This is a genomic window from Desulfovibrio desulfuricans, assembly GCF_024460775.1.
GTDB lineage: Bacteria > Desulfobacterota > Desulfovibrionia > Desulfovibrionales > Desulfovibrionaceae > Desulfovibrio > Desulfovibrio desulfuricans_E.
In genome coordinates this window covers 143,930-156,770 of record NZ_JANFYZ010000006.1, presented here as the reverse complement: position 1 = coordinate 156,770, position 12,841 = coordinate 143,930, and the positions used below count along the sequence as shown (strand labels likewise).

Sequence of the window (12,841 nt, the reverse complement as noted above, 5' to 3'; positions counted from 1 at the left end):
TCAGCGCCTTGCGGGGCCAGTTTTTTGCGTCGGAGCCGCTGTTTCAGGCAGATCCTTTGGCGATATGGGGCCCATGACGGATATGGAATCCACTTCCACCTCGTTGGGGCGCTTGCGGTTCCAGTCCACATGTCCTTGCAGACGCACCTTGTCCTTGGGCGTGATCGTCAGTTGCTCGAAAACCTTGTTGTCGATTTCCACAACGACCTGACCACTGTGATCCTCAAACAGATAGCGGTGCTTGCGACGGGGCAGTTTTTCCACCAAATGCCCCTCAAGAACGCATGGCGCATCATCCTGCGCGCCCAGCACGTCAACGGCCCGCGTTACTGTGACAGCAACGCCAGGCCCTTCAAAACCCGCTGCGACCGGGGCTGATTCTATGGAAAGCACGAGACTGAACGCAAGGAGCAGAATAAAAAGATACGGGGCGGGGCGCACTGTTTGCATGCTGTTCTCCAGAAAGGCCGGGCTGCGCCGCCGGATGGATTAATGTACTGAGGGGAGTAAAGGCAGGCGTGGAATATATTTTAAAAGCAGTTCCCGATGCCCGCGCACTGTGGCGCAGCCTGCGGACATCGGGAAATTGCCGCAATTCCGCGGGCTACTGCTGCATTTCAGCCTTACGTACGGCCATCACGCTTTCCTTGCCAGCCTTGACCACCATGACGCCGGTCAGATGAACCTTGCTCTGCGCTTCAATGTGCGCGGCAGCGGCGGCCTTTTTGCCAAGGGCCACGGTCATGCGGCCAGTACCGTCTTCAAAGACGTAGCGGTTTTTCTTGCCCTGCACAGGTTCCACGATGGTGCCGGTAACGGACACAGGGGTTTTGTTGGCAGCGGCCAAAGCTTTGGCTACCGTATCGACCGGAGCGACTTTTGTCACGCTCTTGGCCTTGCGGGCAGAGTGAGGAGCAGCCGGGGCATCGGCGGTGTTGGCAGCAAAGGCCGGGGCGGCAAGCATGAGGGACATGATCATAACGAGCAGATAACGCATATTTCCTCCAGAAAGGTGCTTAAAAAATTTTGCAACGCGCCACATGTCGCGTGCGGACTTACATTGCAAATATTCACGTCAGCAAAACGTTAAGAATGCCCCAGCCTGTAAAAAAAATATTTCTCTGCTGCGTCTTTCACATTGGTGCTCTTTATTAACAGACGCAGTCCTTGTGATACCGGTTCAAAACTGGTATGGTTGCTTATATGAAAGAGCTTGATCCGCACACCATCCGCCCCTGCCTTGCATGCGGCGGCACCAATGTCCATCTGGAATCCATGCTTCCCCCTGGCCGCAGGCAGGAGGTATGGCGCGTTGTCTGTTCTTGCGGGCAAACCTCGCAGCAGTGGTCGGTGTCGCAAGGGGCGGCCATCCGCGCATGGAACCGCAACCTTGCCAGCGAACACGACATAGATAAAATCGCCGCCCCAGGCGTAGCTCTCAAGAACTGATAGCAGGCGGCCCCGTGGCTGCCCCGCCCCTATAAGGCACAGGCGTTTTTTGCCAGACCGCCTTGGTGGGGCAGATATCTGCCCCGCAGGGCTGATGCTGCACGCCAGCCGAGATCAAAGCCATGCGTGCGCCAGCCGTAGCCGCATGCGGGCTGATTGGCTCAGTCCAGCTCCCGCCCTACCCATACGGCCCTGCCGATGATACGCACCAGACCCCCCAGTTGCTCGCTGGTATCAGCCTCTATGGGGGCGAAATCCGGGTTGATGCTGGTCAGTATGAGCTTGCCCGGCATGGCATCCAGCACCTTGAGATAGACCATATCCTCCACGCCCACAGCGTATATGCGCCCCGGCACCGGTTCACGCTGGCTCTGGTCTATCAGCACCACGTCATTGTTCACAATACGGGGCTGCATGCTGTCGCCAGAAACGCGCAGCAGCACCATCTGCGCAGGGTTACCCTTACGCTGCAAAAAATCCCACCTGAACGCATAGTGCCGCAGCACCTCGCCGCCAGCTTCAAAACTTCCTGTCCCGGCAGAGAGCCGGGCCTCGGCCATGGGAACCATCATAAGCCGCGCTTCAGGCGTGTGCACCATACTATTGCCGCAATCACCGCGCCCTGCCAACAGCCAATCCAGTGAACACTCAAGAGCATCGGCAAGCCGCACGGCATGGCTGCCCTTGGGCATCTGCCCGTTCTCATACTGCTGAATTGTCGTCAGGCTCAGACCCACCGTGTCTGCCAGTACCTGCTTGTGCAAACCCAAGTTTTCCCTGCGCTGACGCATACGCGCTCCAAAAGCTGATACCAGGGGCGCTTGTGTTTTCTTCATGTTTTTCCCTTGTTGTTTGCTGCCCTGAAGTGCCGGAGCCATAGATGGGCAACCAGCACAGACCATATTTTTTCATAAAAAAAACGAGCCGTTTGTACACATCTATATTTGTTTTTAGGTAATTTCAAGTTTTCCTTGAACTTCAAAGAAAACTTTTAAACCTATGATGCAAAGAGGTGCAATTTTCTGCATATTTTAAAATTTATGTAAATAAATTCATATTGTTAAAACTTTTCTTATAAATAAAACTTTTCCTTGACTATCCCCACAAATAGTGATTTTTCTATTTTACGGCCCGGTAAATTTAATTTCCTATTTTTGGAGCATAGCATGTCCGCATTTCCTGACGACATCCGTAACCTGAGCGCTGTGCTGGATTCCTTACATTCTGGCGAGCGCGCCATCCAGCAGCCCATACTGCGTCTCGTCATCGAACACCTGCGTCTTCTGGCCTGCCAGATGGATCAGGAATTTTCCGCGCAGTTTTGCATCCGCTCACAAACATCACCCTCAACGCCAGAATCGCCCGCAACCGACATATCCGCGCGCGCCTGCCAAACTGTGGAGACGCGCCATGACCAATAGGCCCATTGACCCGACAAAGCCCGACAACAGTCAACCAGAACTTACCGAATCGTCGGCGAAAGCCTCTACCCCAGAGGGTGATCCGCGTATACGCCGCAAAAATAATCCCGCATGGGGCAATTCCTTGCGTATGGCCGAAACAGAAGAACAATGGCGCGAACTTATCAACCATTTGCCCGACAATGCGCGTCTGATATGGAGGGCCCTGAACGACATGAAACAATTCTGGGGGGTGTTACACGCGTTTGGAGGGCAATGCATACGCGTACCGCGCAATGTGCCCAAGGACAGAACGCATCCGCTGCGCAAAACCCTTGGCCTGCGATGCCTGCGCAAACTCATGGCGACCTTTGGCGGCACAAGCCTTTATGTGCCCCGCTGCACGGCGCTTATGACCCGCCTCAGGCAGCATGAGATCGTCAAAGGTTTTTCACGCAGCACAGGGCGCGGTTCAAGCAGCACGGCTGCGGTGTCCAGCCTGGCCCGCCGCCACGGCATATCTGACCGCCGCGTATGGCAGATTCTGAAAAAAGAAAGTTCCGTCCCCTCACAGGCCAGGCTGCTGCTAATGCTTGGCGATTCCGCGCAAATTTCGGCCCAAAAGCACGATAATGCACTGTAAATTAAGCCGAAAACAGCAGACTACCTGCCCTTAAAAAATTTAAGCCAGCGTTTATGCTGGCTTTTTTTGCCACCAACTCCTCATTTTCCTCCCAGATACTGCAAAAACAACGCATCCTGCGCCTTTGACGCTGCTGAATCCTTTCAGTCTTACGCGCGCCCGGCTTTTTGGCATGTTCTCCTCACGCCGCTGACTGCGGCCACATCATGCCAAGGAGTCTCATCATGCCCAATCTGTTTGATACTGCCCATGCCTTCACCGCCAGATGGGAAGGCGGCCTCACGGACCATCCCGCTGATCCGGGCGGTCTGACCAAGTACGGGGTTTCCCTGCGATGGGTGCAGGATCTTGCCCTGCAGGCCCGGCAGGAATGCCTGCGCCAGCACAAAAGCTGCGATGGCTGCTCTGCTGCTCGTACCCCCAATTGCACGTACAACGGACTTGATCTGGATATGGACGGCGATGTGGACGCTGACGATATCCGCGCCTGCACCCGGCAGCAGGCCGCCGCGCTTTTCAAAAAGCACTTCTGGGATGCCCTTGGCTGCGCCGCTCTGCCCCTGCCACTGGCCGTGGCCCTGTATGATGGCGCGGTCAACATGGGGCCAGCCAGATCCGTGCGCCAGTTGCAGCAGGGCATGAATTCCGTTGGAGAAGCCCAGCTCGACCACTACCGGCCCATTGCCGAGGACGGAATCTCCGGCCCCCGCACTGCAGAGCTGGCTGAAGCGCTGGAATCATCCAACCTCCAGTGGTTTGCCGCCCGGCAGATACTGCGCCTGCGCGATGCCTTTTACCGTGATCTGGCTGCCCGCCGTCCATCCCTCAAAGTGTTTCTTGAAGGCTGGCGCAACAGGGTAAAGGCCCTGGCCCAGTATCTTGCGGAACTTGAGCGGGAGGCAAACTGACATGTGGGCACTGCTAGGGAATCTGCTGGGCGGCATCACCGGCGCTGTGGGCAAAATTCTGCCCGACCGCAACCGGCAGAACGATGCGCAAAGCCGCATCAATGAGGCTGAGGTGGGCGGCGCGCCCGCAAGCATGTTGCGGCTGTGGCGCTCCTTCCTCGGTTGGATGCTCTCCCTGTTGTTCTGCTGGGAGGTTGCGGGGAGGCTCATCATTATTCCCCTGCTTTTTCCGGGCTGGAGCGACCACCTGCCGCCCTCGGCCCTGAACCAGATCATGACCCTGCTGCTGGGCATGCTGGGGCTGGGATTTTAGGCCAGTCAATAGTTGCAGCGATCTGGCAACACACTGGGCCAATTTACTTTTGAGCAGGCCAACTGGTCTGAAGGATGCTGTGATGATGGACATTTTTTCTTCCACAGGGGCAAGCCTGCTTGTTCTGCTTGTGCAGGGGCTGTTTGCCTGGGCCTTGTGGAGCCTGCGCCGGGCCTTTGTGCGGCAGGAGGACTACCTGCTGCACGTACAGCGCGATACCCGGCGGGAGGTCGCAACCACCCGCAGGCTCAGCGCCATAGAGGAAAACCTGCGGCTCGCCCCCGATACCGCAGACTTAGCAGGCCTGCACAACGAACTGGCGGCCCTGCGCGGTGAAATTCAGGCGCTCAATGTACGCATTTCTGGTCTGGACAGGTTGCTTGAGCGGCTTGAGCACAGCTTTGAGCGTCAGGAAGACCGCCTTCGCCTTGTGCCTCAGGGTGGTGCGGCCTTCGCGTGCCGCACAGGCGCCGATACTGCGGGGGGCTGCAACTGATGCCCCCTGCAAAACGCAAAAGTGCTTGCCGCAACTCCCCCTTGCTCGACAGCCTAGAGCAGCGGCTCGACCTGCTCACCCGCACCCTCAGCGCAGCTGATATTGCGGAGAAAAGTATCGATATTGTCAAAGAAATAAAGGAACTGCACGCAATCCTGCGCTCCCTGCGCGATGAAGCCTCGCCCGATGCCCCCCCCAGAATGGTGGTTGTGTGGGGCGGCCCCCCAAGCGCGGCATCCGGCAGGCTGCCCGCAAATCTATCCGAAGCATCGCCCCGGACATCATCCAAGGCGTCATGTGCATCCGGCAAACCGCCCGTGCAGAACATTTTGCCGCACTACGGCTCAAGCAACTAATATTTTCTCCTGAAAAACAAGGATATTTTCCATGTCCCAGCCTGCACCCCACGTCATCCCATACTGCCCTCGCCCTTTGCAGTGGCGCTTTCACGAGGAGCGCACCCGCTTCTGCGTGCTGCTCTGCCACAGGCGCTTCGGCAAAACGGTGGCGGCGGTCAATGATCTGGTGCGTCAGGCCTTGCGCGTGGGCAGGCACGACTGGCGGGCGGCCTATGCCGCGCCCTTTCTGGGGCAGGCCAAGGCGGTCGCCTGGGACTACTGCAAACAGTTTGCCGGGGCCGTGCCCGGCACGCGATTTCTGGAAAGCGAGCTTGTCTGCGTGCTGCCCACCGGGGGCCGCATCCGTCTGCTGGGAACGGAAAACGCGCAAGCCCTGCGCGGCCTGTATCTGGATGATCTGGTGCTGGACGAACCGGCAGACATGCCCCGCGAGGTATGGACGCAGGTGCTGCGCCCCATGCTGGCTGACCGTCAGGGCCGCGCGCTGTTCTGCGGCACGCCTCAAGGTACGGACAACCTGCTCTATGACGTATGGCAGCAGGCAGGCGCGGACGAAGAAGGCATCTGGTCGCGCTTCCGCTTTCCCGCCTCAGAAACCGGCTACCTGCCGCAGCAGGAGTTGGCTGCGGCGCGCCGGGGCATGGACGAGGCCGAGTATCTTCAAGAGTTTGAATGCTCGTTTGCAGCGGCGGTGCGCGGTGCTTATTACGCGCCTCTGCTGGATGCTGCAGAGCGCGAGGGGCGCATCCGCCCCCTGCCCCACGCGCCGGAGCTTCCCGTGCATACAGCCTGGGATCTGGGCATGGATGACGCCACGGCCATCTGGTTTTTTCAGGTGGAGCCATCGGGCTGCTGGCGCATCCTCGACTACTACGAAGCTTCCGGCGAGGGACTGGCGCACTATGCGCAGGTGCTGGCCGCCAAGGCCCGCCCTGCTGAAACAGCGGAAGCCACGGCCCCCAATCTCCCAGATGGAACCATTGGCGGACGCGGATTTGTTTACGGCACCCACATTGCCCCGCACGACATCCGCGTGCGCGAACTGGGCACCGGGTTGAGCCGCTGGGAAAGCGCCGCCCAACTGGGCATACGTTTTACCCTGGCCCCGGCTCTGTCGCTGGCTGACGGCATAGATGCCCTGCGCCGCCAGTTGCCGCGCTTCTGGTTTGATGCGGCAGCCTGCGCCCATGGCGTAAAGGCCCTGCGGGCCTACAGGCGGCGCTGGAAGGCTGGCTCCGCGCAAGGCTTGCAGGCCCCGCAGGCAGGATCCGGCCCCTTGCACGACTGGGCAAGCCACGCGGCAGACGCCCTGCGCTACGCCGTCACGGGCTTTCGCCCGCAGCAGGAAACAGCCTCTGGCGCGCGCCGCGCCCGCACTGACTACGACTTTTTTGGAGGCCACTGATGCGCTTTACCTACGCCCCCATTGTGGATCAACACGCCCGCGACGCCGTTTTTGAACGCATGGAAGCCGAAGGCCTGACAGCCAGCGCCATGAGTTCCCTGCATAAGCCCACGCTGGCCCAGTGGCAATCAATCACCGCGCCGGACAGGGGCGTCTTGCTGGGCTGTTACGGCCCGCCGCCGGAGTCCGCCTCTGTTTGCCTGTCCAGCCCGGCCCCATTGCTGGCCTGCGCCATGTTCAGTCCCCGCAGGGGGCGGGTGTGGGAGTTTGATTTCACCACCTTTCGTCAATGGACGCGGCTGGCGGTGTCCATGGCGCACGGGGGCTTGAACTGGGCTTTTGCAAACCTCGACTGCTCCGCAGTTATGGGGATTTGCCCAACCCCCAACCGCCATGCATGGAGGCTGGCCGAAGCCTGCGGATTCCGTGTGCTTGGACGCTTGCCCGGCGCATGCCTGCATACCCGCAAAAAGACATGGGTGGACGGCGTACTGGTGCTCTGCGCACCGCAGGACTTGTTGGCAATCATACAGCAGCAACCAACAGCAACCATTCAACATGAGGAGAACGTCATGGGATTTGGAGGAGGCGGCACGCCTGATGTACCCGCAGTTGCGCCCGTTCCCAAGCAGGAAGTGGAAAAACCCGTAACCGAGGCCGCCACCGCAGCGCGCCAGAACCAGAAAGACAAAGCCGCCAAGGCGGCAGGCATCAACGGTTCAGTGTACACCAGCCCGCTCAACCGCGTCGATGCAACGCGCAAAACCCTGCTGGGGCAGTAGCGTGACCGCACACATCCAGAACAGCGTTGCGCCTGCAGGGCAGCCCGCCCCCCAGAATACCATGCAGAGCCATGCGCAATATGCTGTGGACGTACAGGCCCTTTCCCGGCGGCATGATGCCCTGTTGCGGCGTCGTGCCCCCTGGGACGCGGCATGGCAAAGCCTGGCTGATCATTTTTTGCCCACGCACTGCCGCCTGAATCCGCAGGTAGACGCGGCGGAAGAAGGCCCCATGCTCAACCGGGGGCTTGTGGACGCCACCGGCATTCTGGCCATGCGTACGCTGGCGGCTGGCCTTCAGGGCGGGCTCACCAGTCCGGCAAGGCCCTGGTTCCGGCTAAGCCTTGACGATGCCGACCTGGCCCGCAGCCGCCCCGGTCAGGCATGGCTGGACGAAGTCGCCAACCGGATGCGCACCGTGTTCCAGCGGTCAAACTTCTACAATGCCATGCACACCATGTATGGCGAACTGGGCACTTTTGGCACGGCCTTTGTGTTTGAGCTTGCTGATCCACAGCACGGGTTCCGTTTTATCCCCCTTTGCGCGGGGGAATATGCGCTGGACTGCGATGCAACGCGACGGGTGGACACGGTGTTCCGCCGCAGCGCCATGACCCTGCGCCAGATCGTTCAGGCTTTCGGCCCTTCGGCCCTGCCCGAAACCCTGCGCGAGGCGGCGCGCCGCAATCCCGAGGAGCGGCGCAACGTCATTCAGGCTGTGTACCCGCGTGAAAACACGCAGCACGGGCTGGCAGACGCAAGCCGCATGCCCGTAGCTTCCGTCTACTGGCTGGAAGGGCGCGACGGCAACCGCCATGCACTCAAGGTTTCGGGCTTTCGTTCCTTCCCGGGCTTTGGCCCGCGCTGGGATGTGGCGGGCAACGATGTGTACGGGCGCTCGCCCGCCATGGACGCCCTGCCCGACTGCCGCATGCTGCAACAGATGGGCGTCACCACGCTCAAGGCCATCCACAAGGCGGTTGACCCGCCCATGAGCGTGGCTGCGGGCCTGCGCTCCGTTGGGCTTGATCTCACCCCCGGCGGCGTCAACTACGTGGACAGCGCGCCGGGTCAAAGCCCACAGGCGGCAACGCCCCTGTTGCAGATAAACCCCGACCTCGCCACGGCGCGCAAGGCTATGGAGTCGGTTCAGGATCAAATACGCAAAGGACTCTACAACGATCTGTTCAAGCTCATCCTTGACGGCCGCAGCGGCGTGACAGCCAGCGAAATCGCGGCGCGGGAGGAGGAAAAACTGGTGCTTGTTGGCCCTGTGCTGGAGCGCCTGCACGATGAACTGTTCATTCCGCTCATGGATCGCACCTTCGAGTGCATGCGCGAGCTGGACATGCTGCCCCCCTGCCCGCCCGAGCTGGCTGGCCGCCGCCTGCGCGTGGAGTTTGTCTCCCTGCTGGCGCAAGCCCAGAAGCTGGTGGGCATCAATGCGGCAGACCAGTACATGGCCCTGACCCTCAAGGCTTCCAGCGCGTGGCCCGAAGCCCTGGACACCCTCAATGTGGATCACCTGCTTGATAATTATGCGGAAAGTCTGGGCCTGCCCGTGAGCCTCACGCGCTCGCCGGAGGAACGTCAGCAGTTGCGGGCCGCCAGGGCTGATGCCGCCCAGACGCAAGCTCTCACAGAGGCCCTTGGCAAAGGGGTGGATATGGTGCGTCAGCTCTCGCAAAGCCCGCTTTCCGGCCCGGACGGCAAACAGGGCCGCGTGCTGGACGGCATCACGCGTCTGCTGCGCAACGCCCTGCCGGGCGGCCTGGCCCGCGCTGAACATACGAAAAAGGCACAGGCAACAGGACAGGCGGAGCAACGTGACGAACCCAAGGGCGCAAAGCCGGAGGAATATCGTTGATGGATGTTTTTGCCCCATACGAACAGGCGGAGCAGCAGGACCAAACAAAACAAAAGGCGCAGCAGCATACCGCCAACCGCGCCCAGACGTTCGATGCGGCCATGCGGGCCGCAGTGGACGGGCTGATGGCACAGCCTCAGGGCCGCGTATTGCTGCGCTGGCTGCTGCATCTGTGCCGCAACTTCAGCGCCGAGGATGTGGGCAATGCGCCCGAATCCTGCCAAAGCTCTCGCCTTTTTTATGCCGAGGGGCAACGCATGATCGGCATGCGCCTTATGCGCCTCATGCAACAGGCAAACCCCGGACATTTGCCCCGGTTGCTGCAAACCAAGGAGAACGACGTTCATGATCTCGACACCTTCTGAGGCTTCCTCCACTGCCGAAAACGCCTTTTCCTCCGCGACCGGTTTTTCCGGCGCAGACCAGAGCAACGGAGGAACCGACAGTGGCGCCCCTGCCGCCGCAGCGCCACAGGCTGCCACTGGCGCAGAAAATCCCGCCCAGGCAAATGAACAGGCCAAGTCACAGGCCCATCCGCAGGCTGACCCCTTCGCCCAGCGCCTGCGCGAGCATGAGGCAGGCCAGCGCCTCCAGTGGCAGGAGCAGGTCAACAAATGGCGCAAGGAGGCCACGGAAGACCCGCAGATCGGCGGCGCAAACCTGCCTGCCACTGTTGCGCGCGCCCAGCTTGCCCTTGACCGGTTTGATGAAAGCAAGCGCATCGGCCAACTGCTGGAACAGACCGGCTACGGCAACAACCCTGACGTGCTGCGCTTTTTCAACCGCCTTGCCGATGCCCTCATGGAGGACGGGCTGGTGCAGGGACAGGCGGGAGGTTCCATGCCGCCGCTTGAAGAGCGCATGTACGCGGGCTGGAGTTCGCGTAGCGGAAGCATCTGATTTGCGCCCCTGCAAATTGCATTGCACAGCAACAAAATTTCTTGAGCAACCTGCAAACAGACGAGGGTATTATGGCTAATTCCATGGGTTTGGTGGTGTCCCTGGCCGAAATGGAACAGTTCTACCGTGGCGACAAGGCCGGGCAGATCATCGAACTGATGAACAAAACCAACGACATCATGGACGATGTGCTCTGGATGGAATCCAACCAGAGCGACGGCCACCTCACCCGCATCCGTACAGGACTGCCCGAAGTTTACTGGCGCAGGCTGTATCAGGGCACGCCGCCCTCCAAATCACAGTGGAGCCAGGTAAAGGAAGGCTGCGGCATCCTTGAAGCCATCATGGAGCTGGACGTGGAAGAACTGCGCCTCTACGGCAGCCGCGACAAAGCCTTTCGCATGAGCGAAGGCGTGGCCTTTGCCGAAGCCATGCGCCAGAAGGTGGCTGCAACCCTTTTTTACGGCAACAGCAATCTGAACCCCGACGAGTTTAACGGCCTTGCCATGCGCTACCCCGCGCTGGACGCCAAAAACGTGCTCGATGCGGGCGGGCGCGACGAGGGCGGCTGCACCTCCCTGTGGCTTGTTTCGTGGGGCGCGCAGTCCGTGCACGGCGTCTACCCCAAGGAGAGCAACGGCGGCCTCTCGCACGAAGACCTCAAAACCTACATGGCTCAGGATCCGGACGGCCGCAAATATCAGGTGGTGGGCGACAAGTACAATTGGCGCTGCGGCCTTGCCGTGCGCGACTGGCGCGGCATCGTTCGCATCGCCAACCTGCCTGTGGCCTCGCTTGGCAAGCGCAAGGGGCAGAGCGGCTTTGTGGATATGCAGAAGCTGACCATCGAGGCCAAGAACCTTATGCCCCAGCACCTGCGCCAGAAAGCCGTGTGGTACGCCAATGCCGATGTGCTCACCGCCCTTGAATTGCAGAATTCCGATGCGGGCAACGTGCAGTTGCAGTACGGCGAGTTCTTTGACTCCAAGGCCGTGCCGGTGCTGCATGGTCGCCCTGTGCGCCAGTGTGATGCCGTGCTCTCCAGCGAAGGAGTGGTGGCCTAAGGCACAATCCTTTGTAACGTGTGGAAGCCCTTGCCGGGGCTTCCACGCCGCAACCCGCCTGTTTTTTCGCTGTTCTTCCAATATTCTGCCAAAGGAGTTTTCATGGCTATTATCGACCGCAACTCCGTTTTTTTTGAAGGCCCCCTTACTGCCAACGCCACGGGACAACCGGTGGCCCTTACCGGCCTGAAGCTTCCGGGACGCATGGAGCCCATGCCCTTGCGGTTTTCTGTTACCGAGGCCTTTGCCCCGGATGAAACGCAGAGCCTCACCATCTGCATGGAGGAGGCGGATCACGCCGACGGCCCATGGGCTGCCGTTCCCGGTGCTTCGGTAACGGTGCCCAACCCGGTGGAAGCTCCCGGCCTCGGCCTTGGCGCGCGCCCTTACCTGCGATTTTTGCCCCAGGGCGTGCGCAAGAGCTGGCTGCGTCTGGCCTTCGCCGTCACACCCGTTGACGGCAAAACCGTGAGCAAAGGACGCATCTTTGCCGCCCTCACGCGGGAGGAAGACCTGCCCTACGAACCTGCCATCATGGCTGGTTAAAACTCAGCCCGTCAGTCTACAGCCTCCGGCCCCCTGCGGGGCAGGCCGGAGGCTTTTTCTCCACTTCATCACAGGAACTGCCATGACCATCAGCCAGATAAGCGTGTGGAACCGCGCGCTGGGCTTTCTGGGGACGCGCAGTGTTGCCTCGGAGCAGGAAAATACGCCAGAGGCCCTGCAATGCCGCCTGTATTGGGATTCCGCCCGGCGGCAGGTGCTGCGCGATTTTCCCTGGAGCTTTGCCCAGCGCAGAACATGGATGGCCCTTGTGCCGCTGCCTGAAGGCTACGCGCCGGAATTCCGTTTTGCCTATGCACTGCCCGATGACTGCCTCAAGGTGCACGAGGTGCGCCACGAAGGCATTACGGCCCGCCCCTTCTGCCTTGCGCAGAACGCTGCGGGCGATGGCTCGCTGCTGCTCACCGATGCGGCGCGCGCCCTTGCCCTGTACACGGAAGATGTGCGCAACAGCCGCCTTTTTGATGACCTCTTTGCGCACATGCTGGCCCGCAAGCTGGCCGCCCTCATAGCCGCCCCCTTGCTTAAGGGCAGCAGCCAGAAGGCAACCGAGCTGGAGCAGCTCTATGCCGCCAGCCTGCCCCCGGCCCGTAGCGCCGCCGCGTCCGAACGCAGCGACCGTCCGGTTGAAGACCCCTGGCTTGCCGTGCGCTGAGTGCACCCGCAATCACTGTCAAACCAGCAAGGAGCG

General features: G+C 60.6%; 18 protein-coding genes. 15 read left to right on the top strand and 3 right to left on the bottom strand.

Annotation, left to right across the window (positions count from 1 at the left end; all coding sequences use genetic code 11):
* Together NE637_RS09460 and NE637_RS09455 are read right to left on the bottom strand one after the other, a co-directional pair.
* A complete protein-coding gene (locus tag NE637_RS09460; protein ID WP_215647152.1) occupies positions 1–450 on the bottom strand; it encodes a NirD/YgiW/YdeI family stress tolerance protein in 450 nt (149 codons plus the stop codon).
* A gap of 154 nt (positions 451–604) precedes the next feature.
* Positions 605–997, bottom strand: a complete 393-nt coding sequence (locus NE637_RS09455; RefSeq protein ID WP_192113644.1) for a NirD/YgiW/YdeI family stress tolerance protein — start codon at positions 995–997, stop codon at positions 605–607.
* Positions 998–1,203: 206 nt separating this feature from the next.
* On the opposite strand from NE637_RS09455, the gene NE637_RS09450 reads away from it, so the two are divergent.
* Entirely contained in the window at positions 1,204–1,449 is a 246-nt protein-coding gene (locus NE637_RS09450; protein ID WP_192113645.1) for a hypothetical protein, read from the top strand.
* 161 nt (positions 1,450–1,610) lie between these two features.
* On the opposite strand, the gene NE637_RS09445 is transcribed toward NE637_RS09450, so the two are convergent.
* The gene (locus NE637_RS09445; RefSeq protein WP_227118741.1) at positions 1,611–2,285 is read right to left on the bottom strand and encodes an XRE family transcriptional regulator; all 675 of its coding nucleotides are present in this window, start codon (positions 2,283–2,285) and stop codon (positions 1,611–1,613) included.
* 330 nt (positions 2,286–2,615) lie between these two features.
* On the opposite strand from NE637_RS09445, the gene NE637_RS09440 reads away from it, so the two are divergent.
* From NE637_RS09440 to NE637_RS09375, 14 genes are all read left to right on the top strand, one after another.
* Positions 2,616–2,870 (top strand): hypothetical protein, encoded by a 255-nt coding sequence (locus tag NE637_RS09440; protein ID WP_192113647.1) that lies wholly within the window; start codon positions 2,616–2,618, stop codon positions 2,868–2,870.
* Positions 2,860–3,492, top strand: coding sequence for a Mor transcription activator family protein (locus NE637_RS09435; RefSeq protein ID WP_227118740.1), 633 nt, complete (start codon positions 2,860–2,862; stop codon positions 3,490–3,492). The genes NE637_RS09440 and NE637_RS09435 overlap by 11 nt, the downstream gene beginning before the upstream one ends.
* 224 nt (positions 3,493–3,716) lie before the next feature.
* Positions 3,717–4,400 (top strand): glycoside hydrolase family 108 protein, encoded by a 684-nt coding sequence (locus tag NE637_RS09430; protein ID WP_192113649.1) that lies wholly within the window; start codon positions 3,717–3,719, stop codon positions 4,398–4,400.
* 1 nt (position 4,401) lies between these two features.
* Entirely contained in the window at positions 4,402–4,713 is a 312-nt protein-coding gene (locus tag NE637_RS09425) for a hypothetical protein (RefSeq protein WP_192113650.1), read from the top strand.
* Positions 4,714–4,795: 82 nt separating this feature from the next.
* On the top strand, positions 4,796–5,209 hold the full coding sequence (locus NE637_RS09420) for a DUF2730 family protein (RefSeq protein WP_192113651.1): 414 nt from the start codon (positions 4,796–4,798) through the stop codon (positions 5,207–5,209).
* Positions 5,209–5,565 (top strand): hypothetical protein, encoded by a 357-nt coding sequence (locus NE637_RS09415; protein ID WP_227118739.1) that lies wholly within the window; start codon positions 5,209–5,211, stop codon positions 5,563–5,565. Before NE637_RS09420 ends, NE637_RS09415 begins: the two co-directional genes overlap by 1 nt.
* A gap of 31 nt (positions 5,566–5,596) precedes the next feature.
* Positions 5,597–6,973, top strand: a complete 1,377-nt coding sequence (locus NE637_RS09410; RefSeq protein WP_227118738.1) for a terminase large subunit domain-containing protein — start codon at positions 5,597–5,599, stop codon at positions 6,971–6,973.
* Complete coding sequence (locus NE637_RS09405) at positions 6,973–7,755, top strand: GNAT family N-acetyltransferase (protein WP_192113654.1); 783 nt, start codon at positions 6,973–6,975, stop codon at positions 7,753–7,755. The genes NE637_RS09410 and NE637_RS09405 overlap by 1 nt, the downstream gene beginning before the upstream one ends.
* Before the next feature lies 1 nt (position 7,756).
* Positions 7,757–9,622: a portal protein gene (locus NE637_RS09400; RefSeq protein ID WP_256267698.1), complete on the top strand. Its 1,866-nt coding sequence runs from the start codon at positions 7,757–7,759 to the stop codon at positions 9,620–9,622.
* Positions 9,622–9,987 (top strand): hypothetical protein, encoded by a 366-nt coding sequence (locus NE637_RS09395; RefSeq protein WP_227118736.1) that lies wholly within the window; start codon positions 9,622–9,624, stop codon positions 9,985–9,987. Before NE637_RS09400 ends, NE637_RS09395 begins: the two co-directional genes overlap by 1 nt.
* Entirely contained in the window at positions 9,968–10,522 is a 555-nt protein-coding gene (locus NE637_RS09390; RefSeq protein ID WP_227118735.1) for a hypothetical protein, read from the top strand. Before NE637_RS09395 ends, NE637_RS09390 begins: the two co-directional genes overlap by 20 nt.
* Positions 10,523–10,593: 71 nt before the next feature.
* Entirely contained in the window at positions 10,594–11,586 is a 993-nt protein-coding gene (locus NE637_RS09385; RefSeq protein ID WP_227118734.1) for a major capsid protein, read from the top strand.
* A 102-nt stretch (positions 11,587–11,688) separates the two neighbouring features.
* Positions 11,689–12,132 carry a hypothetical protein gene (locus NE637_RS09380; protein ID WP_227118733.1) on the top strand — a complete coding sequence of 148 codons (444 nt, stop codon included), beginning with the start codon at positions 11,689–11,691 and terminating at the stop codon, positions 12,130–12,132.
* Between the two features lie 82 nt (positions 12,133–12,214).
* Positions 12,215–12,805, top strand: a complete 591-nt coding sequence (locus NE637_RS09375) for a phage connector family protein (RefSeq protein ID WP_227118732.1) — start codon at positions 12,215–12,217, stop codon at positions 12,803–12,805.
* Positions 12,806–12,841 lie beyond the last annotated feature (36 nt).

Coding starts and splice junctions, on each gene's coding strand:
- NE637_RS09460 (WP_215647152.1), bottom strand. CDS start 450: ATGCAAACAGTGCGCCCCGCCCCGTATCTTTTTATTCTGCTCCTTGCG.
- NE637_RS09455 (WP_192113644.1), bottom strand. CDS start 997: ATGCGTTATCTGCTCGTTATGATCATGTCCCTCATGCTTGCCGCCCCG.
- NE637_RS09450 (WP_192113645.1), top strand. CDS start 1,204: ATGAAAGAGCTTGATCCGCACACCATCCGCCCCTGCCTTGCATGCGGC.
- NE637_RS09445 (WP_227118741.1), bottom strand. CDS start 2,285: ATGAAGAAAACACAAGCGCCCCTGGTATCAGCTTTTGGAGCGCGTATG.
- NE637_RS09440 (WP_192113647.1), top strand. CDS start 2,616: ATGTCCGCATTTCCTGACGACATCCGTAACCTGAGCGCTGTGCTGGAT.
- NE637_RS09435 (WP_227118740.1), top strand. CDS start 2,860: ATGACCAATAGGCCCATTGACCCGACAAAGCCCGACAACAGTCAACCA.
- NE637_RS09430 (WP_192113649.1), top strand. CDS start 3,717: ATGCCCAATCTGTTTGATACTGCCCATGCCTTCACCGCCAGATGGGAA.
- NE637_RS09425 (WP_192113650.1), top strand. CDS start 4,402: ATGTGGGCACTGCTAGGGAATCTGCTGGGCGGCATCACCGGCGCTGTG.
- NE637_RS09420 (WP_192113651.1), top strand. CDS start 4,796: ATGATGGACATTTTTTCTTCCACAGGGGCAAGCCTGCTTGTTCTGCTT.
- NE637_RS09415 (WP_227118739.1), top strand. CDS start 5,209: ATGCCCCCTGCAAAACGCAAAAGTGCTTGCCGCAACTCCCCCTTGCTC.
- NE637_RS09410 (WP_227118738.1), top strand. CDS start 5,597: ATGTCCCAGCCTGCACCCCACGTCATCCCATACTGCCCTCGCCCTTTG.
- NE637_RS09405 (WP_192113654.1), top strand. CDS start 6,973: ATGCGCTTTACCTACGCCCCCATTGTGGATCAACACGCCCGCGACGCC.
- NE637_RS09395 (WP_227118736.1), top strand. CDS start 9,622: ATGGATGTTTTTGCCCCATACGAACAGGCGGAGCAGCAGGACCAAACA.
- NE637_RS09390 (WP_227118735.1), top strand. CDS start 9,968: ATGATCTCGACACCTTCTGAGGCTTCCTCCACTGCCGAAAACGCCTTT.
- NE637_RS09385 (WP_227118734.1), top strand. CDS start 10,594: ATGGCTAATTCCATGGGTTTGGTGGTGTCCCTGGCCGAAATGGAACAG.
- NE637_RS09380 (WP_227118733.1), top strand. CDS start 11,689: ATGGCTATTATCGACCGCAACTCCGTTTTTTTTGAAGGCCCCCTTACT.
- NE637_RS09375 (WP_227118732.1), top strand. CDS start 12,215: ATGACCATCAGCCAGATAAGCGTGTGGAACCGCGCGCTGGGCTTTCTG.